This is a genomic window from Serinicoccus sp. CNJ-927 (assembly GCF_001942435.1).
Classification (GTDB): Bacteria; Actinomycetota; Actinomycetes; order Actinomycetales; family Dermatophilaceae; genus Ornithinicoccus; species Ornithinicoccus marinus.
Genome location: NZ_MKKF01000011.1, coordinates 135,910 through 158,167 on the forward strand (window position 1 = coordinate 135,910; position 22,258 = coordinate 158,167).

Consider the following 22,258-nt stretch of genomic DNA (forward strand, 5'->3'; position numbering starts at 1 on the left):
CCGACCTGGATCCGGTCGAGCTGCCGGAGCAACCGCTCATCACGACGGTGACGCTGGCTGAGTTGTCGGTCGGGCCGCTCGTCGCCCGCTCGTTGTCGGAGCGGGCTGCTCGTCAGGCCCATCTGCAGCAGGCTGAGGCGGACTTCGACCCCCTGCCCCTGGACGCTGAGGCTGCGCGGGCCTTCGGGCGGGTCGCCGCCGACCTGGGACGGGCGGGACGCAAGCCCGCGGCCCGGGCCTACGACGCCCTGATCGCAGCCATCGCCATCGCGCACGACCTCCCGCTCTACTCCCGCAACCCGACAGACTTCGAGGGCATCGAGGAACTTGTTGTTCGACCGCTCGGGAGCTCACCCATCACCCGTGCGGTCGGGTCGTGGTCGACCGGGAAGTTCACCGACGACGCGATGAAGCAGGCCCGGCCCGCCTCCTCGTGCAGCTGCGGGAGGAGGTCGACGTGGGCCGGGTCGGCGACCGTCACCTCGGGCCGCAGCAGGACCCGGGTGAAGCGCCCGCCGATCCCGGACTGCTCCAGAGTTCCGACCGGGGCGTCCGTGTAGTCCACGACCGTGACCCCGTGCGTCACCGCCACATGCAGCAGCGACAGCAGGTGGCACTCGCTCAGGGCCGCGAGCAGCAGCACCTCGGGGTTCCACCGCCCGGCGTCGCCACGGAAGGCGCGGTCCGCGGACAGCTGGAGATCGGGCATACCCTCGCTGCGGGCCAGGACCGAGCGGTCGTAGTCGCGGTAGCCGGACGTCCCCGAGCCTCGGTTGCCGGTCCAGGTGAGCGCCAGCTCGTAGGTGTGCGTCGCCATGCGCCCAGCCTGGCAGGTCGTCGGTGCGGCTGCTCCTCGGCTCGCGTCGTCGTCCTCACCTCGTTAGCGTCGGGAGCATGAGCGAACAGACGAGCATCACCGTCAGCCGCACCATCGACGTGTCCGCCAAGGACGTCTTCGAGGTCCTCACCCTGCCGGACAACCACGTCGCGATCGACGGCTCGGGCTTCGTGCAGTCCGTCGACCACGGCGACCGGATCACCGAGACCGGGCAGGTCTTCACCATGAACATGTCCGGGGACCACATGGGCGGTGACTACCAGACCGACAACCACGTCACCGGCTACGCCAAGGACAAGCTGGTGGCCTGGCAGACCGCGCCGGCCGGCACCGACCCCAAGGGGTGGGAGTGGGTGTGGGAGCTCACCCCGCAGGGCCCGGACAGCACCGAGGTGCGGCTGACCTACGACTGGGGCAAGGTGACCGACACCGAGCTGCTCAAGAAGGTCAGTTTCCCCCTCGTCAAGGAGGAGCAGCTGGAGACCAGCCTGGGCAACCTCGCTGCCGCCGCCACCGGCTGACCGACATCGACCGACGACTGGGCCCCCGCCGCGGCGGGGGCTCAGTCGTCCCGCGCCAGGGTCAGCAGCGCCTCGGTGCGGGTGCTCGGGCCGTCCCAGGTCAGGAGGGAGACCGCCGTCACCGCGGCGTTGACCCGGGTCCAGGCATACAGGTGGTCACGGTCCAGGTCGAGCAGCCGGGCCAGTGACCCGGCCCGGTCCCGCATGGCCGCCGGTGTCCCCTCGACCACGACGAAGTCCACCAGGTCGAAGCACGGGTCGCCGACGCAGAGCTGGGGGTCGATCGCCACGAGTCCACGGTGCCCACCGTCGAGGACGTTGCCCAGGTGCAGGTCACCATGCGCTCGATCATCTCCTCGCACCACTGCGCCAGGGTGTGGTGACACCCTCGGCGGAGGTGGGGTGCAGGTCCCGCAGCAGGTCGGCCCAGTCCGCCGGGGCCGGGGGCCTGCGCCGGGCACTGTCCAGGGTTGTTCCCGGCAGGATGCGCTCCAGCAGCACCGCCCCTCGGGGGCGAGCTCTCATCGCTCCACGAGGTTCTCGACGAGCCGGGGCAGCGCGGCGGAGAAGGCGTCGGCGCGCTGCCGGCCGAACCGGTCCTCCAGCGCAGCCCCTGCCCGGATCAGCTGCTCGTCGCCGGTCATCGGGTCACCCGAGGGAGGCTCCCGGAGCATGAGACGATATGCCGGTTCCGGCCCCAGCGGCCCGGTCCGCCCTCGTAGCTCAGGGGATAGAGCACCGCTCTCCTAAAGCGGGTGTCGCAGGTTCGAATCCTGCCGGGGGCACGTGCCCGCCACCACCTCGGCCTGGCGGAGGATCTCGTCGACGACGTCGTCGAGGACGAAGACACGGTCGAAGACGTCGAGGAATCGGTCATGGTTCCGTGACCCTCCGCAGAAGAACGTGAGGCGCCGGTCCCGCTGTCCGGCGAGCGAACGGACCTCGCTCTCACGCCAGAGATGCTGCTGGTGCGAGGGCGGTCCCGAGACTGGTGCGCCGGTGGCCGGGTCGCCCTGGTGGGCGAGCTCGGTGTCGCCGTTGAACGCCTGGATCCCACGTCTGCGCAGCTCGCGGCATACCGAGGTCTTGCCGGTGCCGGAGACGCCTTCCACGAGGAAGTTCACGCGGCCCATGCAGCCCGACCGTAGCCGGGTGGGTGGCCGCGAGGCCACGGATTAACCTGGGCCACCGACCGGGAGGTGTCAGTGGCGCGCAGCCGTGAGGACGAGTGGGAGGAGCGGCTGGCGCTGCCGGTGCTGGTCGCCGCGCTGGCCTCCGTCCCCGCCGTCTTCCTCACCCTCCTGGCCGAGCCCTACTCCACCGTCGGCACGGTCGCGAACTGGCTGGCCGGGGGAGTCCTCGTCGCCGAGACCGTCATCCTCTTCGTCGTGGCGGAGGACCGTCGGGCCTGGCTGCTGCGGCACTGGTGGCTGGTGCTGCTCACGGTCGCGGTCGTCGTGGCCGTGGTCTTCGCGGTCGGCCCGGTCCAGCTGCTGCGGCTGCTCCGGGTCGTCGGCGCGCTGCGCCTGGTGCGCGCCGGGCGCATCCTCAGGGCCGGACGGCTCCTGCAACGGCGATGGGGTCTGACCGGCCGTTGGGAACGGGTCCCGATGATGCTCGCGACCCTCCTCGTGGCCGTCTTCGTCGCGGTCATCCTGGCCGATCCCACCTCGCAGAGCCGGATCCTGCTCTCCCAGGCCCTGGGGAGCACGGCGAGCACGGTGCTGACGATCCTCGCCGGCCTCGTGCTGGGTGTCGCCACCTTCGTCGTCCTGCGCCGACGGCGGCGGGTCGCCGACGGGGTCGGCGAGGACGCGCCGGCGGAGTGAGCCTGACCAGATCAGCCGTCGGCGAGCGGGAGCGTCAGCCGGGTGCGCATGTCGGCGGGATCCGCCCCCGGCGTCGGCTCGGTGAGGTACTCCTCGTAGAACCAGCCCGCCGGACGCTCGCCCCGGTCGAGCACCCACGTCGTCAGGCGCTCCCAGGACCCGGACAGGTCCTCGTAGTTCCCCGCGTGCACGAGGCGGGCCGCGCGTCCGCCGGGGATCTGGGTCAGCTCCACGCCGTCGGCGGCGAGGACGTCGCCCTCGACCGGGAGGCCGATCCGCAGGTCGACCGTGTCGGAGGGCTGCCGGTCGTACGCCGCGAACGCCGGTCCGGTCGGCGGGGCCCCCGCCGTCTGCAGTGCCGCCCCCAGCCTCTGGAAGCCGCTGTCGAAGAAGGCGCGGATGTCGGTCATCGGCACGTCGGCCCCGGTGACGACCAGCGCGTGGAAGTCCTCGACGGTCTCGATCGTCGGCGTGTGCTGCTCGGTCATAGTTCGTCCTTGTCGGTCGATCTCGTGCGGTCCCTCATCCTGACCCACGGCTTCCCGCGAACTCATCGGCCCGTCCTTGACCTTGGAGCGGGGTATGCCCGTGCGAGCCGGCCGAGCAGCACCTCGCCCGCCGCCTCGGCGAGGTCGATGCCCAGATCGCCGAGCTGATTCACCTTACGGACGCAGATGGCGGCCATGCTCGCGTCGATCCCGACGGGCGACTGCGACCAGCCGGAGCCGGGCACGTGGGCCCGCCCGTGGACGGCATACCCCTCCTCGTGCGTGAATGGGGCGACCCGAGGAGAGAGGACCGACATGAGCAGCGAGGGGATCAGCGCCGAGGTGCCGCCGAGCGGCACCGGGTGCGTGGAGTGCGCGGACGCCGGGGGCTGGTGGATGCACCTGCGCCGGTGCGCCGAGTGCGGGCACGTCGGGTGCTGCGACAGTTCGCCGGGCCAGCACGCGAGCGCCCACTTCCGTGACTCCGGGCACCCGGTCGTGCAGAGCTTCGAGCCGGGGGAGGACTGGTTCTGGTCCTACGAGAAGGGCAAGGGTGTGCTCGGCCCGGAGCTCGCGGCCCCGACCAGCCGGCCCGAGGACCAGCCGGCACCCGGCCCCGCCGGTAGGGTCCCGGCGAACTGGCGGCTGCAGATCCACTGACCGCCGCCGGGACCGCTGCTGCGACACTGCCCGGGTGATCGAACGCGCCCTCGACCCCGCCGGGACCGCGCAGCTCCAGTCCCGCACCGTCCTCACCCTCATGGGCAGCCAGACCCTCGGCGGCATCGGGGTGGCCAGCGGCATCGCCGTGGGGGCGATCGTCGCCGCGGACGTCAGCGGTCGGGACGCGCTGTCGGGCCTCGCGACGACGACCCAGGTGCTCGGCGGGGCCCTGTTCACCATCCCGGTCGCGGCGCTCATGGGTCGGCACGGGCGCCGGGCAGGGCTCTCCGCGGCCTACGTCATCGGCGCGCTCGGGGCAGCGCTGGCGATCACCGCCACCGCGACCGGGACCTTCTGGTTGCTGCTCGTCGGCACCACGCTCTTCGGCGCCTCGACGACCGCAGGCAGCCAGGCCCGGTATGCCGCGACCGACCTCGCCGTCCACGAGCGCCGGGGACGCCAGCTGAGCTGGGTGGTGTGGGCCACGACGATCGGGTCGGTGCTGGGCCCCAACATGGTCGGCCCCGGCAAGGCCGTCGCCGGGGTGCTCGGGCTGCCCCCGCTCGCGGGCGCCTGGGTCTTCTCCGCCGTCGGCTTCGCGCTGGCCGCCGTGGTGCTGCAGCTCGCGCTCCGGCCCGACCCGCTCGTGACCGCCCGCCGGCTCGCCGGCGTCGACACCGACCAGCCGGTCGGCCGGCAGGGGAGCGTGGCCGACGGGCTGCGGCTGATCCGGGCGACCCCGGCCGCGATGTGGGGGACCGTCGCCCTCACGGTCGGACACATCGTCATGGTGGCGGTCATGGTCATGACGCCGCTGCACATGCGGCACGGGCAGGCGGAGATCGAGCTCATCGGCCTGGTCATCAGCCTGCACATCCTCGGCATGTACGGCCTGGCCCCCGTGACCGGACAGCTCACCGACCGGTGGGGTGCCCGCCCGGTGGTGCTCCTCGGGGTCGTCCTGCTCGTCCTGGCCTGCCTGCTCGCCGGGCTCAGCCAGGACGGCTTCTCGGGAGGGCTCACGGCCGGCCTCGTCCTGCTCGGTCTCGGCTGGTCCTGCACCATGGTCGCCGGCTCGGGCACGGTCGCCGGGTCGGTGCCCGTCGGCCAGCGGGCCTCGGTGCAGGGCGCGGCCGATCTCGTCATGGGCCTGTCCGCGGCCGCCGGTGGTGCCCTCGCCGGGGTGGTCATGGACCTCGCCGGGTATGCCTGGCTCTGCGTCCTCGCCGCGCTCGCCGCGGTGGGGCTCGCGGCATACACCCGCCGAGTCGTTAGCCTGAGGCAGTGAGCTCGCTGCGCCCCCTGAACACCCTCGACGAAGCACGCGTCGAGGCCGTGCAGCGCGCCCGGACCCGGTGGCGTCACGAGGTCGCCGAGCTCGGCGGGGCCAACTCCCTGCTCTGGCACCGCACGTCGCTGACCGGCACCTTCGACCTCAACCTGGCGCACCCCGGCGGGGTGGCCAAGCTCTTGTCGGGACGTCCCACGCCGCTGTCCGACCTGGTCCGTGAGCAGGTGGCCTTCGCCGATGCGGCCCGGCGGCTGGGCGGGATCCGCGACAAGGTCACCGAGATGCGGCGCGAGCACGGGCTGGAGACCAGCTTCCTGGCCATCGGGCTGGCCACCTGGACGCTGCACCGCGTGCCGGTGCCCCCGCGTGCCCCCGTGCTGCTGCGGGCGTGCACCATCACCCCGACCGATGCCGCGCACTCCGACTTCGTCCTCGAGCTGCACGAGGACGTCGTCTTCAACCCGGTGCTGGAGCACTACCTGCGCAGCGAGGCGCACCTGCAGCCCGACCCGGCGCTCCTGGCGGGCCTGTCCGCGCAGAGTCACGGCTTCGACCCGCGGTTGACCTACCGGGCGCTGGAGGACATCTGCATCGAGATGTCCGGGTTCGCCATCGGTCCGCAGATGGTCATCAGCACCTTCCCCTGGGCCAAGCTGCCGCTGGTCACCTCCTACACCGGCGATCCTGAGCCGCTGGCCGCGCACGACGTGGTCGCGGCGCTCGCCGGGGCCGACGTGCGGCTCACCCCCTCCGTGCAGGACCCGGACCGCGCCGAGGACGCCGCCCGCGAGCTCGGTGCCCTCGACGCCGACGCCTCGCAACGGGCGGTGATCGACGAGGTGTCGCACGGCGGTGACCTCGTGCTCGACACCCCCTCCGGGACCGGCGCGACCCAGACGATCGCCAACGTCGTGGTGGGCGCCCTGTCGGAGGGCCGCACCGTCATGGTCTGCAGCGAGGACCGCAGCGCGCTGCAGGCGTTGCGTCGCCGGCTGGATCACGTCGGGCTGGGCGACCTGTGCCTGCACCTCGCCGAGGACCCCGCCTCGATGCGCGACACGCTCGCCGCGGTGCGTCACAACCTGGACCGCCTGCCCGCCGAGGACGAGCCGGACCTCGGTCCCGACCCGCTCCCCGCACGGGCCGACGCCCTGTCCGTGCTGCGCCGCGAGCAGGAGGTCCTGCACCAGGAGCACGGGCCGTGGGGGCTCAGCCTGGCCAGCACCGAGGACGACCTCTCCGCGCTCGCGACCGCCGAGCACCCTCCGGCCTCCCGGGTGCGGCTCCCGCTCGACGTCCTGCGCACGCTGACCGAGGAGGAGCTGTCCGCGGTCACCGACGCCCTGATCGAGGCTGCGGACTGCGGCGCCTGGTCGACGGCACGCACCGAGGACCCGTGGTATGCCGCCCGCCTCACCGGCCCCGACGACGCCGCCCGGGCGACCGAGATCGTCGGCCGCCTGGTCTCCGAGAAGTTCAGCAGCGCACGCCAGCAGGCCGACACCGTATGCCGCGCCGCAGGCCTGCCGGCGCCGGTGACGCTGACCCAGTGGGCTCATCGGCTCGGTCTCCTCTCCCGCGCCAGCGACACCCTCGACCACTTCTCGCCGGGGATCTACGACGCACCGCTGGAGCAGATGGTCGCCGCGCTGGGGGCCGACCGCGACTCGACGGCAGCGGCCCCACGGCCCGGTGCCGTCGCCCGGGCCCGGCTGCGCCGTCAGGTGCGCCAGCAGCTGCGGCCCGGCACCCCACCACCGGACCTCGCCGAGCGGGTGCGCAGGGCGCGCGACGAGAAGCAGGAGTGGGAGGAGGTCGCCGGCAAGGCGGCTCGCCCCACAGCGCCCGAAGGCTGGGAGGAGGCCCTGGCGGCGCACGCGCCGATCGGGGAGGACCTGGCCTGGCTGGAGCAGGCGTTGACCGGGACCTCGGCCGGTGACGAGCTGTCGACCACTCACCTGGACACGGTCCTGGAGCGGCTGGTGCGGCTGGACGCGCGCGCCGACCGGGCCCCGGTGGCAGCACAGGCGCACCCGCTGCTCGCGCCGCTGCGCGAGCGCGGTCTCGGTGAGCTCGTCGACGACCTCGCCCGGCGTGGCGTGCCCGCGGACCGGGTGTCCCAGGAGGTCCGCTTCGTGCACCGCAGCTCGGTGCTGGACCACCTCACCTCGGACGCCGTGCCGCAGCAGGTCGGCGGGGACACCGTGCGCGAGGCCGAGCGCTCCTTCCGCGCCGCCGACCGCGCCCATCTGCACCGCAACGCCCTGCGGGCCCGTCGCGCCGTGCTGCGCCGGTTGCGCCGCACGTTGTCCGGCCACGCCTCCCAGCTCGGGGCCTGGCAGCGTGCCCTGGAGGAGACGAAGGTCGGTGCGGTCGACGCCCGTGACGTGATCAGCCGCGCTCCCGACGTGGTCCTGGCCGCGGCGCCTGTCCTCCTGGCCAGCCAGCTGGCCGTCCCGGCGGTGCTGCCGCCCGACCTCACGCTCGGCCTCGTGGTCGTCGACCGCGCCGGGCGCACCACCACCGCCCGCACCGCACCGGCGCTGGCGCGGGGGCGCCAGGTCCTCGTCGTCGGTGACAGCGGCGGACCGGGGCCGAGCCACTTCGCCGTCGTCGCCGACCCCCGGGCCGAGGGGGACCCGGGCCCCATGGACGAGCCGTCGCTGCTCTCGCGCGCCGCACAGGTGCTGCCGGTGCGTCACCTCGGCACGCACTACCGGGCGCTCGACCAGGGTCTCGTCGCCCCGCTGGCACCCCTCATGCCGCGTCCGGTGCACTCCTTTCCCGGGGTGGAGCGGGCGGCCAGCGTGCGCGAGCACGTGGTGGACGGTCACGTCAGCGCCCGGGTCGAGGCCGGCGTGCGGCTGGTGCTCGGGCACGCCCGCTCCGGGCCGGACAGCCTGCTCCTGGTGACCGACGACGAGGCGGGCGCCGAGGACGCCGGGATCGCGCTGCGCGCGGCGATGGGCGAGGACGAGCGGCCGGCGTCGCTGTCCGACGACGAGCAGCACAGCCAGGCCTTCCTCGTGCTCCCCGTGCACCGGGTCGCGGGCCAGACGCGGGACCGCGTGGTCTGGATCGGGTCGCCGGAGGCCGTGCGCAGCCCGGAGGCCGCCGGGTCGGTGCTCGCCGCGGCGCGGCGCAGCGTCGACCTCGTCACCGCGACCCCCGTGGCCGACTGGCCGACCGGTGCAGGTCACGGGGCGGCGATCGTGCGGCACGCCCTGGTCCCGGGCGCCGAGGAGCACGGGCACGGCTCCGCCGTGCTGACCGAGCTCGTCCGCCGGCTGCGCGCCGAGGGCCTCCAGGTCAAGGAGGGGGTGGGCCACGGACCGCACGCGATCGACCTGGCCGTGGTGTCGGAGGACGACGACGCACGGTATGCCGTGGCCGTCGACGGCGACGTGCAGCGCGGCCCGGTGCCGAGTCCGGGGCGCGACGACGTGCGCCTGCGGCACGACCAGCTGACCCGGATGGGGTGGGTGCCGGTGCGGGTGCGCACCACCGACGTCTTCACGGACCCCGCCCGCGAGGTCGCCCGGGTGCTGCAGGCGCTGCGCGGGCGGTCTGGGTGAGCCGACCGAGCGGAGAAAAGCGCCGTCGCGCCCCCCGGCGTGCCGTGGCCGCACCGACCAACCCGGCGGCCGACCAGTCCGACGAGGTCCCCGCCTCTCATGACGGCCGGTCCGTCCCCGGACAGCCCGAACGCGGCCGGGAGGCCGGGCGCGTGCCGCGCCGCCTCGACCCGCGGGACGACTGGATCCTCGAGCAGCGCCCGCCGCACTGGGACTGACGCCGTGTCGGGACATCCCCAGTGACATGCAGGACGCCCCGGCACAGGACGACGTGTCTGTGCCGGGGCGTCCCGGTGCGCGGTGAGCAGGTGCCCGCGGCTGCTCAGGTCAGAGCGAGCCGTCCGCGCGGCGCTGGGCCAGCAGGTCGCGGATCTCGCGGAGCGTGGCCACCTCGTCGGTGACGATCTCCTCCTCGACCGGCTTGTTGCGATTCATGCGCTCGCTCACCTTGTTCATCGGGGCGACGAGCACGAAGTACACGACGGCCGCGGTGAGCAGGAAGACGATGAGGGCGTTGATGATGGCCGCGAAGTCCATCGCGGTGTCGGCGCGACCGTTGATGATCTCGAACTTGAGACCGCCGACCTCGGCGCCGCCCGCCGCGTTGAGCAGCGGGGTGATGATGCTAGAGACGATGGTGTCGACGACCGCGGCGAAGGCCGAGCCGATGACGACCGCGACGGCCAGCTCGATCACGTTGCCGCGCATGATGAAGTCCTTGAAGCCGCTGAGCATGGCCTCTCCTTTCGTGCGAGCGCAGGGCAGGGGCAGATCGCTCGTGGTGGTGGTGGTGGGTGGCCCGACATCGTGACACGCCCCTCGGGCCAGTCGAGAAGTGTATACCGCCACCCGCGCTCTCGATCACCCTTTCGGGTGAGTCGGGAGTGTGAGGTTACTCACGCGTCAACCACCGGTCGCGCGGACCGCCACGAGCAGCGCAGCGCCGAGCGGGTCGGCGCCCCGGGCCGCGGCCAGGTCGCCGGCCGTGCCCTCGTCGACGGCCACCCACAGGCCGGGCTCCTCTCCCGTGCCGGGCCGTAGCACGAGCGCACCCCGGGCCACCCGATCCCCGTCCACGGGGGAGTGGACGTCGATCCGGTCGCCGGCGACCGTGGCCGTCGCCACCGCCGCGTCGGTCACGGGCAGCCAGACCGCCACCTCACCCTCGAGCCCGTCGAGCAGCGCGCTGGTGCGCAGGTCCGCGGTCGTCAGCACCTCCCCGGCCTGCACCGGCACCGCGAGGGAGGCGCCGACCTCAGGGGCGGCGGAGAGGAACCCCTCGGGCAGCAGGTCCGGCGGCACGTGGCGCAGCTCGGTGTCGCGCGCGGACAGAGTGGTGCCGACGGCGAGCTGCCGGGCGGCGACGACCACCGGGACCTCGTCGGGCTGCGGGCGGGTCAGCACCAGGTGCAGGCTGCCGCCCACCGTGATCGCCGCGAGGGCCGCCGCCAGCCAGCGCCGCAGCACCGGATGTCGCAGCACACGGGCCAGCTCACGTCGGGAGGAGGTGCCGGATCGGGCTGCTCGTCGGGTCACCCCACCGACCGTAGGCAGGCCGGCGCGTGCCGACCAGGGCTCAGCGCGCGGCTGTGGACGACCCGCCGGAGGACCCCGAGGATGTGGACGACGATGCGCCGGACGTCGACGTGCCCCCGGAGGATCCGGAGGAGCCCTTCGCCCCGCCGGAGCCGCTCGTGCCGGAGTCGCCGGTGCTTCCCCCGCTCGTGCCGGACCCGGCCGCCCCCGTCTCACCCTTGCCCGACTGGCCCTTGCCGGACTCGCTCGTGCCGGACCCGCCCGCGCCGGAGGAACGCGATCCGCGGGAGTCGGTGCGGTAGAAGCCCGAGCCCTTGAAGACGACGCCGACCGCGCTGAAGACCTTGCGCAGCGATCCGTCGCACTCCGGGCATACCGTCAGTGCGTCGTCGGTGAAGGCCTGCTGGATGTCGAAGGCGTGACCGCAGTCCTTGCAGGCGTATGAATACGTGGGCACGAGGTCGGATTCTACGTCGCCTCCGACGGTCCTCACGCACGGTCGCCTAGGCTGGGGCCCGTGTCCCGACCTCTGTGGCAGCGCGTGGCCGTGCCCACGGTCGCGATCCTCGTGGTCGTGGCGGTGGCCACGGCCGTGATCGGCGTGGGCCTCGCGAGGCGCGCCTTCCCGCAGGTCTCCGGCGAGCTGGAGCTGCCCGGTCTCGCCGGTCCCGTCGAGGTGGTCCGGGACGAGCGGGGCGTGCCGCACATCTACGCCGACACCGCGGAGGACCTCTTCCGCGCACAGGGCTTCGTCGCCGCCCAGGACCGCTTCTTCCAGATGGACCTGCGTCGCCACATCGTCAGCGGGCGGCTGTCCGAGCTCGTGGGCGAGGGCGGCCTGGAGACGGACCGGGTGATCCGCACGCTGGGGTGGCGCCGCGTCGCCGAGCAGGAGCTCTCGCTGCTGTCCCCGGACGCGCGGACCTACCTCGCCGCCTACGCCTCCGGCGTCAACGCCTACATCGACAGCCGCAGCGGCCCCTCCGCGATGGGGGTGGAGTACGTCGCGCTGGCGCAGAGCGCCCCGGGCTACACCGTGCGCGACTGGGACGAGGTCGACTCGCTCGCCTGGCTCAAGGCGATGGCCTGGGACCTGCGCGGCAACTACGACGACGAGCTCGCCCGCGGCCGCCTGGTCGGCGAGGTCTCCCTGGACCAGCTGGAGAACCTCTACCCCGACTACCCCGCCGACGAGCACCCGCCGATCCTCGACCGCAGCGAGTGGTCGCCGCCGGAGCGGCCCGCACCAGGGGTCAGCGACACGCGAGGTGGCGCCCGCGGCACGGTCCTGGCCCCGGTCCCCGGTCAGGGGGACCCGGCCGACATCGCCGGGCTCACCGAGCCGCAGGCCCCGGACGGACCGACCTCCGGGATGACGCGCAACTGGCTGGCCGGGGGGAGCCCGGACGCGCGGGACGCCCTGGCCGACACCGGCACGGTGCTGGCGGCGGTGCCCGAGCTGCTCGGCGAGGGGGAGGGGATCGGCTCCAACTCGTGGGTCGTCTCCGGCGAGCACACCGAGAGCGGTATGCCGCTGCTCGCCAACGACCCGCACCTGGCGATCACGCAGCCCGGGATCTGGATGCAGAGCGGCCTGCACTGCCGGGAGGTGGACGAGGCCTGCCCCTTCGACGTCACAGGCTTCACCTTCGCCGGTTTCCCCGGGGTCGTCATCGGCCACAACCAGTCCATCGCCTGGGGCTTCACCAACCTCGACCCCGACGTCACCGACTTCTACCTCGAGGACACCGCCGGCGACACGGTCCTGCGCGAGGACGAGCACGTGCCGATGGACGTGCGCACCGAGACCATCCGGGTGGCCGGCGGTGACGACGTGGAGCTGGAGGTGCGGGAGACCTCCCACGGGCCGATCGTCTCCGACGTGCTCGCCGAGACCGGTGTCATGGGCGCCAACGGGCCGATCGACGGGGTCGCGACCTCCCGTGACTTCGAGGTCGCGCTGCGCTGGACCGGGCTGGAGCCCTCGCGCACCGCCGAGGCGGTCTTCGCGCTCAACGCTGCCACCGACTGGGAGGGTTTCCGCGGCGCGGCCGAGCTCTTCGCCGTGCCCTCGCAGAACCTGCTCTACGCCGACACCGAGGGCAACATCGGCTACCAGGCGCCCGGGCTGGTCCCGGTCCGCCGGGCGGCGACCCACGGCACCCCGCCGGGCTACTTCCCCGCCCCCGGCTGGGACGAGCAGTATGCCTGGAGCGGGTGGGTCGACTTCGCGGACCTGCCCTCGGCCTACAACCCCGAGGACGGCATGGTCGTGGCCGCGAACCAGGCCGTGGTCCGTGGCTCGACCCCCTTCCTCACCAGCGAGTACGACAAGGGCTACCGCTCGACCCGCATCCTGGAGCTGCTGCAGGAGCGGCTCGAGCAGGGGCCGCTCACCGCGGCGGACATGAACGACATCCAGCTCGACGACACCAGCACCTTCGCGCTGGACGTGGTCCCCTACCTCACCTCGATCGATCTCGACGGCCGGTTCTACACCGAGGCGCAGGGTCTGCTGCGGGACTGGGACGGCACCGCCCCGGCGGAGGGGGAGCAGACGGCGGCCGCGGCATACTTCTACGCCGTCTACGACAACCTCCTCGAGGCGGTCTTCGACGACGAGCTCCCCCCGGACCTCGGGGCCACCGGCAACTCCCGCTCGATGCAGGTCATGGCCGAGCTCATGGCCACCCCCGAGAGTGTCTGGTGGGACGACCAGCGCACCCCCGGGGTCGTGGAGTCCCGGGACGAGGTGCTGCGCACGGCCCTGGTGGACGCGCGGCTGGACCTCACCCGCACGGTCTCCAAGGACCCGGACGACTGGAGCTGGGGCGAGCTGCACCGGGCGGACCTGCGCCACCAGGTCCTCGGTGAGGAGGGAGTGCCCGGCCTGGTGCAGCAGATGGTCAACCGCGGGCCGCTCCCGGTGTCCGGCAGCAGCTCCATGGTCAACGCGATGAACTGGGACGCCAGCACGGACAGCTTCGACGTCACGTCGGCACCCTCGATGCGCATGGTCGTCGACCTCGGCGACCTCGACGCCTCCACCTGGGTCAACCAGACGGGCACCTCCGGCCATCCCTTCCACAGCAACTACGACGACCAGACGCAGGCGTGGGTCGAGGGCGGCACCTACCCGTGGGCTTTCACCCGGGCCGCCGTGGACGAGGCGGGCACCGACACCCTCACGCTGCTGCCGGCGGACGAGTGAGCGGGGCCGGCTGAGCGCCGGTGCGGGTCAGCGCACCGGGACCGGCACCACGCCGCTGGTCGGCCGCAGCACCGCGTCGACCACGGCGTCGTGGTCCGCGGCGGGCACCCGGGGCACGACCTCGTGGTCGTGCAGCACGATGACCACGGGTGCCCCGGCGGAGCTCTCACGCAGCCGCGGCAGCACCGTGTCGTAGTAGCCCCCACCCTGCCCCAGCCGCACCCCGTCGCGGGAGACCGCGAGCCCGGGGACGAAGGCCAGGTCGACCTCGGCGAGGACGTCCTCGCCGAAGGGGCGCCGGTCGGGGTCGGCCAGGTCGGCCCACTCCAGCCGCGGTCGCGCGAGGGTGATCGGCACGAGCACCCGCACGCCCGCACCGCGCAGCGCGGCGGTCAGCCCGTCGACCGGTGGCTCGGTGCGCATCGGCTCGTAGGCGGTCACGGTCATCCCGGCGAGGTCCGCGCGGGCCGAGCCACGGGCATACCGACGCAGGTGCGTGAGACCCGCCTCGGCGAGCGATCTGGCGAGGGCGGGCCGGTCCGCCGGCGACCACGCGGCGACGAGGTCGCGGCGCGCGGTCCGGACCAGCGCGCGCCAGTGCGCCTTGTCGGCGACGACGTCGCCCGTCGGACGGTAGGGCGGGAGCGGCAGGCTCATGCGGCCCCAGTGTGGCCGATGCTCCTAGGGTGGGGCCATGATCTCTGTCGACGAGCACCTGGACTCCGTGCTGGCTCAGGTCGAGCCGGTGGCCCCGGTCACGCTGCCGGTCCGGCGTGCGCAGGGCCTCGTGACCACCGCCGACGTGCACAGCCGCGTCGACCTGCCGCGCTTCGACAACTCCTCGATGGATGGGTATGCCGTCCGCCGGGCCGACCTCGAGGGGGCCAGCAGCGAGAGCCCGGTCGTGCTGCCCGTCGCCGGCGACGTCGCCGCGGGCGACCAGTCGCAGCACGTGCTCGCCCCTGGGCAGGTGTGGCGGATCATGACCGGCGCCCCCCTGCCCGAGGGCGCCGACGCCGTCGTCAAGGTCGAGGACACCGACGGACACCCGCACGAGCCGCAGCTGCGCGTCCACCCCGACGAGGGGGCGCACATCCGCCGCGCGGGCGAGGACGTCAGGGCCGGGGACCTGATCCTGCCCGCGGGGAGCCGGGTCGGGGCGGGGGAGATCGCCGCGCTGCTGTCCTCGGGGGTGACCGAGGTCGAGGTCGTCGGGCCGGTGCGGGTGGCGATCCTGTCGACGGGTGACGAGCTCGTGCCCGCCGGCGAGCCCGTCGGCCCCGGGCAGATCGTCGACAGCAACGGCCCGATGCTGGAGGCGCTGGTGCGCGACGCGGGGGCCCACGTCGTGCACGTCGGGCACCTGCCCGACGACGAGGGTGCCACCAAGAAGCAGCTGCACCGAATGCTGGACCACGCCGACCTCGTCATCACCACCGGTGGCGTGAGCAAGGGCGAGTTCGACCTCGTCAAGAAGGTGCTCACCGGCCAGGGGTCGATGGAGTTCGTCGAGGTCGCGATGCAGCCCGGCAAGCCGCAGGGCTTCGGGGTGCTGGGGCGTCGCGACGTGCCCGTCTTCACGCTGCCGGGCAACCCGGTGAGCACGCTGGTGAGCTTCGAGGTCTTCGTGCGGCCGGCGCTGCAGCGCAGAGCCGGACGGCGCGAGGGCGCCCGGCTCGCGCGCGGCTTCGCCACGACCGGGTGGCGCAGCTCGCCGGACCGGCAGACGTATACCCGGGTGCGGGTCGACCGCGACCCCACCGGCGCGTATGCCGTCTCGCCCGCCGGCGGTGCCGGGTCGCACCTCGTCGGGCCGCTCGCCGTCGCCGACGCGCTGGCGATCTCGGAGCCGGAGGTGAACGAAGTGTCCGCCGGGTCCGAGCTGGACCTGCTGCTGCTGCGGCCACGCGCCGAGATCGACGCCCGGCTGCACGCCGAGGGGCAGGGTGACGAGGCGGGCGAGGACGGCTGATGGGGCACGAGCCGCGGCTGACCCACCTGCGGGCCGACGGGTCGGCCCACATGGTCGACGTCAGCACCAAGGAGGTCACCGCGCGCAGCGCCACGGCGCGTGGACGCGTCGACCTGTCGGCGGACGCGGTCGCCGCGCTGCGGGACGGCACCGTGCCCAAGGGCGACGCCCTCGGGGTGGCGCGGATCGCGGGCATCCAGGCGGCCAAGCGCACGCCGGACCTCGTGCCGCTGTGCCACCCGATCGCGATCCACGCTGTCGAGGTGGACCTGACGGTCGACGACGGCGGGGTGGAGATCACCGCGACGGTGCGCACCGCCGACCGCACCGGGATCGAGATGGAGGCGCTGACCTGCGTGAGCGTCGCCGCGCTGGCCCTGGTCGACATGGTCAAGGCGGTGGACAAGCTGGCGGTGATCGGCGGGGTGCGGGTGGTCGCGAAGTCCGGGGGTCGGTCGGGGGACTGGGTCCGCACCGAGGCGAGGGGCCGGTGAGCCCCGCGTCGGCGCCATGACGGGTGCCGGGGTGAGTCAGGGATGAGGGACGCGTGAGCTGGCGCTGGCCCGTCAGCGTCCGGCACCAGCTCCCCGACGGCAGGGCGCTGGTCCTGCGGCCGCTGGAGCGGGCCGACCGGGCCGCCTGGGAGTCCTTGCGGCGCCGCAACGAGGCCTGGCTGCGGCCGTGGGAGTCGACCGCGCCGGGCGAGAGGACGCCGAACCTGCCCTTCCCGCGGTTGCGGCGGGTCCTGGACCGCGGCGCGCGGGACGGGCTGGTCCTGCCCTTCGTCATCGACGTGGACGGGGAGATCGTCGGCCAGATCCAGCTCTTCGACGTGCTCTGGGGCGCGCGGCAGGCCGGGTGGGCCGGTTACTGGCTCGACCGGCAGGCGACCGGGCGCGGGGTGGCGACGTGGGCGCTCGCGGCGCTGGTCGACCACGCGCTCCTGGAGGTGGGCCTGCACCGCGTCGAGGTGGCGATCCGACCGCAGAACTCCGCCTCCCTCGCCGTGGTCACCCGGCTGCGTATCCGGGAGGAGGGTCGCCAGCGCGGGCTCATGCACGTCGACGGAGGGTGGGCCGACCACCGGCTCTTCGCCGTGGTCGCCGAGGACCTGCGGCCGGGCGGGTATGCCCCGGGTGGCCTGGTCGCGCTGCTGCACGGCCGCGCCGGGTGAGGAGGCCGTTCCCGCGAGTCACAGGAGAAACTCCCGCGACACTCCGCCGACCTCACCGCCTCGTGCTGCGGCGGCACCTACCGTGAGTCCCGTGCCTCCGGTCAGCAGCCTCATCTTCGTCGTCATCGTGGCGGTCTGGGCTGTCTATCTCGTCCAGCACTGGGTCCGCCGTCGTGAGCACGTCGCGACCGCGCGGTCGGTCGACCGGTTCTCCGAGGCCATGCGCGTGCTCGAGCGCCGTCGGGCGCTCCCGCGCCCCGACATCGCGGAGCAGGCCCCGGCGGCCTATTCCGTCTCCCCGCTGCGCCCGGCCCGACCGGACGTCGTCGTCAAGCGCGGCGGGAGCGCTGCGGCCTCTGCTCCCGCGACGGCGCGCCCAGCGGCCCGTCCCGCTGCCGCTCGTCCTGCGGCCAGCGCCACGTCGAGCGCACCGGCGCCCCGGCGCCGGAGCGGCGCCACTGCCGTCGGTCCCACCCCGGCGGTGCGGCGCGCCCGGCGTGCCGCACAGCTGCGGGCGACCGCGCTGATCGTCGCCTCCGTGGTGATGGTGGCGCTCGTCTCGCTCGGGGTCAGCCCCGTGCTGGACTGGTGGTGGAGCTTCGTGGGCGTCGCTGTGCTGGCCGCGACGCTCCTGCTCGTGCGGCGCTCCGCCGCCGCCCAGCGCTCGCGCCGGGCCCGGCCGCGTCGTGCGACGGTGCGCCCGGACACGGCACCGCAGCGATCCGGTGCGCCCGCACCGGTGCAGGCCGACAGCCGCCGTCCGGGCCACCAGGCGCAAGCGTCGGCGGAGGTCACGGTGACCGCGGAGGCGTCCGCCTCCCCGCTCGCCGCCCAGGCCCGCGCCACGGCGGCCTCCGCCTCGGCCGGTCCCGTCGCACCGGCCTCCGCCGGCACCGCGCGTCGGGCCGTGGACCTCCGGCCCGCGCGCCCCGCGCTCTTCGACATCGACGAGGTCGAGGCCGACCTCGCGGCCCCGCCGGTCGCCGTCACCGCGGTGGTCGACGAGGCCGAGACGGTCGCGGCGCCCGGGTCGTGGACGCCCGCCCCCGTGCCGCCGCCGACCTACACGCTCAAGGCCAAGGCATACCGTGGCGCCCCGCAGCCGTCGACCGGCTCCGCCGAGCTGCCCGCGGACGGGACCGAGATGGCGCTGGAGGAGGAGTTCGAGGACCTCCCGCAGATCCACCGCGTCGGCTGAGCCCCGCGCTCGGCGCCGGCCGACCAGGTCCCCACCCACCCCGCCTGCCGGTCCGTCGCCCCGGTCGCCCGGCTCGTCGCTGGTTTGGGCTGGCCACCTGCGGGTCTGTATAGTCTGGAGACGCACACGGGGCTGTGGCGCAGTTGGTAGCGCGTCTCGTTCGCAATGAGAAGGTCAGGGGTTCGATTCCCCTCAGCTCCACCACCGGAGAGCCCGCCGAGTCACTCGGCGGGCTCTCGTGCTGTGCGGCCTGCCGTCGAGCGACCACGGACAGCCAACCCACCCGGCCCGACCACCCGGGTACGAGAGCCGGCGGTCGCGCGATGACTAGGCTGGAGCCCAGCGGCCGGCGGGTGAGACCCGGCCGTCCGCACCCGAGCGAGGAGCCCGACCATGACCGTGGACCTGCGGGGGCGCAGCCTGCTGTCCCTGGTGGAGGAGACGCCGGAGGAGATCCGGTCGCTGCTCGACCTCGCCGCCGAGCTCAAGGCCGCCAAGCGCGCCGGCACCGAGGAGCGCCGCCTCGTCGGCCGGTCGGTCGCGCTGATCTTCGAGAAGACCTCGACCCGCACCCGCAGCGCCTTCGAGATGGCCGCCGCCGACCAGGGCGCCCACACCACCTTCCTCGACCCCAAGAGCACCCAGATCGGGCACAAGGAGTCGATCAAGGACACCGCCCGCGTCCTCGGTCGGCTGTACGACGCGATCCAGTACCGCGGCGCTGCCCAGTCGACCGTCGAGCAGCTCGTCCGGTATGCCGGTGTGCCGGTCTACAACGGCCTCACCGACGAGTGGCACCCGACGCAGATGCTCGCCGACGCCCTCACCATGGCCGAGCACTGCGACAAGCCGTGGTCGCAGATCTCCTACGCCTACCTCGGCGACGCCCGCAACAACACCGGTCACTCGTTGCTGCTGCTGGGCGCCAAGCTCGGCATGGACGTCCGCGTCGGTGCCCCGGCCGGGCTGCAGCCTGACCCCTCCGTGGTCGCCCTGTGCCAGGAGGTCGCCGGGACCACCGGTGCGCGGGTGACGATCACCGACGACCCCCTCGCCGCCGTCTCCGGCGTGGACTTCGTGCACACTGACGTCTGGGTCTCCATGGGGGAGCCGGCCGACGCCTGGGGAGAGCGGATCGAGCAGCTGATGCCCTTCCAGGTCGATGCCGATCTCATGGCGGCCACGCGCAACCCGGCGGCGCGCTTCATGCACTGCCTGCCGGCCTTCCACGACACCGACACCGCAGTGGGGCAGGAGCTGATGGACACCCATCCGGAGCTGAAGGACGGTCTCGAGGTGACCGATGAGGTCTTCGAGTCGTCGGCCAGCATCGTCTTCGACCAGGCGGAGAACCGCCTGCACACCATCAAGGCCCTCCTCGTGGCGACCCTCGCATGACCGTCGTCCAGCCCGAGCACGTCGACGTCGGCCCGGCGCTGCGGGAGCCGGCGCACCAGGTGAGCCCGCGTGCGCTGCGTTACTGGGTGGTGCAGAACTTCATCGGCAGCGTCCTCACGTGGGGCGTCCTGTTCACCATCCACTGGTTCCTGCCGGACTCCTGGGCGCGGTGGCTCGGGCCGCTGTTCGTCCTGATCATGGTCTACAACGTCCTCGAGCTGATCCTCGAGCCCACGATCCGCTACCGGCGCACGCGCTGGGAGGTCACCGGGGAGCGGGTGTTCTCCCAGACCGGGTGGCTCTCCCGCGAGCAGCGCATCGCGCCGCTGTCCCGGGTGCAGACGGTCGACACCGAGCGGGGGCCGATCATGCGGCTCTTCCGGCTCGCCAACGTCACCGTGACCACCGCCTCGGCCGCGGGACCGATCACCCTCCCGTGCCTGGACACCGACCTCGCCGACCGCGTCACCGCCGACCTGGCCCGGGTCACCGGGCAGACCCGGGGTGACGCGACGTGAGCGAGCCGCACGCCCCCGGCGCCGGGCCGGAGGTCGAGGAGCGGCCCGACGTCGCGGGTATGCCGCCGGTGGGCACCGCCGACGCCGGTCCGGACGACGGCTGGCACCGGCTCAGCCCCCGGATGCTGCTGGTCCACCCGTTGCTGGCGCTGCGGTCGATGATCGTCCCGCTCGCCCTGGTCGTCTTCCAGGTCATGCGTGGTGACGGTCTCAGCGGCGGCGGCCCGTGGATCTGGATCGCGCTGGTCTTCCCTGTGCTGGCGGTCGTCTTCGGCCTGCTCTCCTGGCACTTCACCCGCTACCGCTTCACCCCCGAGCAGCTGCAGCTGCGCACCGGGTGGCTCAACCGCAAGCTCGTCACCGCCCCGCTGGACCGCATCCGCAGCGTCGACCTGGAGTCCTCGCTGCTGCGCCGGGTCCTCGGGCTGACCAAGGCGCAGGTCGGCACGGGCGTCGACACCTCGCAGATCACCCTCGACGGGCTGCCGCGCGAGCAGGCCGCGCAGCTGCGGGTGGACCTGCTGGCCCGGTCCCACCTCGCCGACGACGAGGTCGCGGAGGCCGGGACGCCGCAGGACGCGCCGGCGGGCGAGCCCGAGCGCAGCCTGCCCGCCCCGGAGGAGGAGCTGGCCCGGATCGACTGGAGCTGGCTGCGGTATGCGCCGTTCAGCCTGTCCAGCCTCGTCGTCGTCGCGGGTGCCCTCGGTGTGCTCGGCCAGTTCGGCGACGACATCCCCGTCGACGAGGTCGCCGTCGCCGAGGGCGCCTGGGAGTGGGTGGTGGCCCAGGCCGTCGCCGTCCTGGTCCTCGGCGCGCTCGCGATCCTGCTGATCAGCTGGCTCCTCGTGTCGACGATCTCCTACGTCATCACGTGGTGGAACCTCCGCCTGGTCCGGGAGGGCGGCGGCAAGATCCGGCTCACCCGGGGGCTGTTCACCACCAGGAGCCAGACCCTGGAGAGCGGCAAGATCCGCGGCGTCCTGATGACCGAGCAGTTCCTGCTGCGCTTCGTGCGCGGCGGAGAGCTGGCCGCCCTCGCCACCGGGGTCGGTGCGGGCGGCAGCGTCAAGCTGCTCCCCCCGGCGCCCCGCCGGGTGGTCCAGGACGTCGGCCACCAGCTGCTGGGCGAGGACGGCCCGCTCACGATGCCGCTCGTCGGGCACGGGCCCCGGGCCCGGCGCCGGATCCACGTTCGGCGCCAGTGGGGCAGCCTCGTCCTGGCGGGGCTGGCGTGCATACCGACCTTCGTCCTCGACGTGTGGATCTTCGAGGCGCTGCCCTGGTGGGGGCCGCTCGCCGTGCTGGCCGTCGTCGTCCTCCTCAACCTGCTGATCGCCGAGAGCGCGTGGCGCAACCTCGGGCACGGGCTCACCGACGGGCACGTGATCGTGCAGACCGGCGCCGTCATCCGCAGCCGCGAGGTGCTCGAGCGGGCGGGCATCATCGGGTGGACCCTCGACCAGAGCTTCTTCCAGCGCCGCCTCGGGCTCGCGGACCTCACCGCCACCACCGCAGCGGGCAACGAACAGTTGTTGGCGCCCAACATCCCGGTGCCGCTCGCGGTCGACCTCGCCGACCGGGCCACCCCGGGAATGCTCGACGGCTTCCGCGCGTAGGAGGAGCATGGGCGACTTCGAGGACATGCTGCGGGGGCTGGACGGGACCGGCGCCGACGACCCACGGGGTGAGGGACGCGATGACGCGGTGTCGCTGCCGTCGGACGAGCAGCTCGACGACCACGCGCGCTACGACCGGGCGACCTTCGCCTTCGAGACCAAGGACTACCTGAGGGCCGCTGCCCTGCTCGAGCCGCTGGCGCAGGCGGACCCGGGCAACGCGGAGGTGCGCCTGCTGCTCGCGCGCAGCTACTACCACTCCGCGCGGCTGGGCCCGGCGGAGACCGAGCTGCGGGCCATGGTCGAGCGATGGCCGAGCGACGCCTACGCCCACCTCGTGCTGGCCCGGACCCTGCAGCGCGCGGGCCGCGCCGAGGAGGGGGCGCCGCACCTCAAGATGGCCGAGGCGATGGGGCTGGATGTCTGAAGC

Annotated in this window: 25 protein-coding genes, 2 tRNA genes and 1 pseudogene; 19 read left to right on the top strand and 9 right to left on the bottom strand. The window is 73.7% G+C overall.

Going from position 1 to position 22,258, the window contains the following annotated elements; translation table 11 throughout:
- Positions 1–47 precede the first annotated feature (47 nt).
- Positions 48–239: pseudogene (locus BJF86_RS18700) on the top strand (type II toxin-antitoxin system VapC family toxin); the annotation flags it as partial.
- Between the two features lie 47 nt (positions 240–286).
- Here the strand turns inward: BJF86_RS18700 and BJF86_RS17355 are convergent.
- Positions 287–817: an OsmC family protein gene (locus BJF86_RS17355; RefSeq protein ID WP_075811002.1), complete on the bottom strand. Its 531-nt coding sequence runs from the start codon at positions 815–817 to the stop codon at positions 287–289.
- 77 nt (positions 818–894) lie between these two features.
- On the opposite strand from BJF86_RS17355, the gene BJF86_RS04635 reads away from it, so the two are divergent.
- Complete coding sequence (locus tag BJF86_RS04635) at positions 895–1,359, top strand: SRPBCC family protein (protein ID WP_075811003.1); 465 nt, start codon at positions 895–897, stop codon at positions 1,357–1,359.
- A 41-nt stretch (positions 1,360–1,400) separates the two neighbouring features.
- Here the strand turns inward: BJF86_RS04635 and BJF86_RS19755 are convergent, their stop codons facing one another.
- Positions 1,401–1,649 (bottom strand): hypothetical protein, encoded by a 249-nt coding sequence (locus tag BJF86_RS19755; RefSeq protein ID WP_237767377.1) that lies wholly within the window; start codon positions 1,647–1,649, stop codon positions 1,401–1,403.
- A 231-nt stretch (positions 1,650–1,880) separates the two neighbouring features.
- A complete protein-coding gene (locus tag BJF86_RS19285) occupies positions 1,881–2,003 on the bottom strand; it encodes a hypothetical protein (protein ID WP_269087253.1) in 123 nt (40 codons plus the stop codon).
- A gap of 68 nt (positions 2,004–2,071) precedes the next feature.
- On the opposite strand from BJF86_RS19285, the gene BJF86_RS04645 reads away from it, so the two are divergent.
- The 3 genes from BJF86_RS04645 (at position 2,072) to BJF86_RS04650 (ending at position 3,188) form a co-directional block, all read left to right on the top strand.
- Positions 2,072–2,144: transfer RNA gene (locus tag BJF86_RS04645), tRNA-Arg, on the top strand.
- A complete protein-coding gene (locus tag BJF86_RS19290) occupies positions 2,115–2,246 on the top strand; it encodes a hypothetical protein (RefSeq protein ID WP_269087254.1) in 132 nt (43 codons plus the stop codon). Before BJF86_RS04645 ends, BJF86_RS19290 begins: the two co-directional genes overlap by 30 nt.
- A 318-nt stretch (positions 2,247–2,564) precedes the next feature.
- Positions 2,565–3,188 (top strand): hypothetical protein, encoded by a 624-nt coding sequence (locus BJF86_RS04650; protein ID WP_237767378.1) that lies wholly within the window; start codon positions 2,565–2,567, stop codon positions 3,186–3,188.
- 11 nt (positions 3,189–3,199) lie between these two features.
- Here the strand turns inward: BJF86_RS04650 and BJF86_RS04655 are convergent, their stop codons facing one another.
- A complete protein-coding gene (locus BJF86_RS04655; RefSeq protein WP_158068373.1) occupies positions 3,200–3,676 on the bottom strand; it encodes a GyrI-like domain-containing protein in 477 nt (158 codons plus the stop codon).
- A 62-nt stretch (positions 3,677–3,738) separates the two neighbouring features.
- Positions 3,739–3,993 (bottom strand): hypothetical protein, encoded by a 255-nt coding sequence (locus tag BJF86_RS04660; protein WP_143553689.1) that lies wholly within the window; start codon positions 3,991–3,993, stop codon positions 3,739–3,741.
- On the opposite strand from BJF86_RS04660, the gene BJF86_RS04665 reads away from it, so the two are divergent.
- Genes BJF86_RS04665 through BJF86_RS17860 form a run of 4 tightly spaced genes read left to right on the top strand, consistent with a single transcriptional unit; the run spans position 3,992 to position 9,423 of the window.
- Entirely contained in the window at positions 3,992–4,336 is a 345-nt protein-coding gene (locus BJF86_RS04665; protein WP_075817157.1) for a UBP-type zinc finger domain-containing protein, read from the top strand. The genes BJF86_RS04660 and BJF86_RS04665 overlap by 2 nt on opposite strands.
- A 34-nt stretch (positions 4,337–4,370) precedes the next feature.
- Entirely contained in the window at positions 4,371–5,627 is a 1,257-nt protein-coding gene (locus BJF86_RS04670; protein WP_237768082.1) for an MFS transporter, read from the top strand.
- On the top strand, positions 5,624–9,205 hold the full coding sequence (locus tag BJF86_RS04675) for a DUF4011 domain-containing protein (protein ID WP_075817158.1): 3,582 nt from the start codon (positions 5,624–5,626) through the stop codon (positions 9,203–9,205). The genes BJF86_RS04670 and BJF86_RS04675 overlap by 4 nt, the downstream gene beginning before the upstream one ends.
- Positions 9,206–9,249: 44 nt before the next feature.
- Entirely contained in the window at positions 9,250–9,423 is a 174-nt protein-coding gene (locus BJF86_RS17860) for a hypothetical protein (protein ID WP_158068374.1), read from the top strand.
- A gap of 109 nt (positions 9,424–9,532) precedes the next feature.
- Here BJF86_RS17860 and mscL read toward each other — a convergent pair whose 3' ends face one another.
- From mscL to BJF86_RS04690, 3 genes are all read right to left on the bottom strand, one after another.
- Complete coding sequence (gene mscL, locus BJF86_RS04680; RefSeq protein WP_075811010.1) at positions 9,533–9,940, bottom strand: large conductance mechanosensitive channel protein MscL; 408 nt, start codon at positions 9,938–9,940, stop codon at positions 9,533–9,535.
- Between the two features lie 168 nt (positions 9,941–10,108).
- Positions 10,109–10,741, bottom strand: coding sequence for an SAF domain-containing protein (locus tag BJF86_RS04685; protein ID WP_083652720.1), 633 nt, complete (start codon positions 10,739–10,741; stop codon positions 10,109–10,111).
- Positions 10,742–10,781: 40 nt separating this feature from the next.
- Entirely contained in the window at positions 10,782–11,198 is a 417-nt protein-coding gene (locus tag BJF86_RS04690; RefSeq protein WP_075811011.1) for an FmdB family zinc ribbon protein, read from the bottom strand.
- Positions 11,199–11,258: 60 nt separating this feature from the next.
- Here BJF86_RS04690 and BJF86_RS04695 point away from each other — a divergent pair, with 60 nt between their 5' ends.
- Entirely contained in the window at positions 11,259–13,952 is a 2,694-nt protein-coding gene (locus BJF86_RS04695; protein WP_075811012.1) for a penicillin acylase family protein, read from the top strand.
- 27 nt (positions 13,953–13,979) lie between these two features.
- Here the strand turns inward: BJF86_RS04695 and BJF86_RS04700 are convergent, their stop codons facing one another.
- Positions 13,980–14,609: a 5-formyltetrahydrofolate cyclo-ligase gene (locus BJF86_RS04700; protein WP_075811013.1), complete on the bottom strand. Its 630-nt coding sequence runs from the start codon at positions 14,607–14,609 to the stop codon at positions 13,980–13,982.
- Between the two features lie 37 nt (positions 14,610–14,646).
- Here BJF86_RS04700 and glp point away from each other — a divergent pair, with 37 nt between their 5' ends.
- The 9 genes from glp to BJF86_RS04745 all read left to right on the top strand — a co-directional run bounded on the left by glp (position 14,647) and on the right by BJF86_RS04745 (position 22,255).
- Positions 14,647–15,924 (top strand): gephyrin-like molybdotransferase Glp, encoded by a 1,278-nt coding sequence (gene glp / locus BJF86_RS04705; RefSeq protein WP_075811014.1) that lies wholly within the window; start codon positions 14,647–14,649, stop codon positions 15,922–15,924.
- Positions 15,924–16,418, top strand: a complete 495-nt coding sequence (moaC, locus tag BJF86_RS04710) for a cyclic pyranopterin monophosphate synthase MoaC (protein WP_022924514.1) — start codon at positions 15,924–15,926, stop codon at positions 16,416–16,418. The genes glp and moaC overlap by 1 nt, the downstream gene beginning before the upstream one ends.
- Before the next feature lie 53 nt (positions 16,419–16,471).
- Positions 16,472–17,098, top strand: coding sequence for a GNAT family N-acetyltransferase (locus BJF86_RS04715; protein ID WP_075817159.1), 627 nt, complete (start codon positions 16,472–16,474; stop codon positions 17,096–17,098).
- A gap of 91 nt (positions 17,099–17,189) precedes the next feature.
- Positions 17,190–18,296, top strand: a complete 1,107-nt coding sequence (locus tag BJF86_RS04720; protein WP_075811016.1) for a hypothetical protein — start codon at positions 17,190–17,192, stop codon at positions 18,294–18,296.
- Between the two features lie 128 nt (positions 18,297–18,424).
- A tRNA-Ala gene (locus BJF86_RS04725) sits at positions 18,425–18,500 on the top strand.
- A 189-nt stretch (positions 18,501–18,689) separates the two neighbouring features.
- The gene (gene argF / locus BJF86_RS04730) at positions 18,690–19,694 is read left to right on the top strand and encodes an ornithine carbamoyltransferase (RefSeq protein WP_075817160.1); all 1,005 of its coding nucleotides are present in this window, start codon (positions 18,690–18,692) and stop codon (positions 19,692–19,694) included.
- A complete protein-coding gene (locus BJF86_RS04735) occupies positions 19,691–20,212 on the top strand; it encodes a PH domain-containing protein (protein ID WP_075817161.1) in 522 nt (173 codons plus the stop codon). The genes argF and BJF86_RS04735 overlap by 4 nt, the downstream gene beginning before the upstream one ends.
- Positions 20,209–21,828 (top strand): PH domain-containing protein, encoded by a 1,620-nt coding sequence (locus BJF86_RS04740; protein ID WP_075817162.1) that lies wholly within the window; start codon positions 20,209–20,211, stop codon positions 21,826–21,828. Before BJF86_RS04735 ends, BJF86_RS04740 begins: the two co-directional genes overlap by 4 nt.
- 7 nt (positions 21,829–21,835) lie before the next feature.
- Positions 21,836–22,255 carry a tetratricopeptide repeat protein gene (locus BJF86_RS04745; protein ID WP_237767382.1) on the top strand — a complete coding sequence of 140 codons (420 nt, stop codon included), beginning with the start codon at positions 21,836–21,838 and terminating at the stop codon, positions 22,253–22,255.
- The last annotated feature ends 3 nt before the right edge of the window (positions 22,256–22,258 follow it).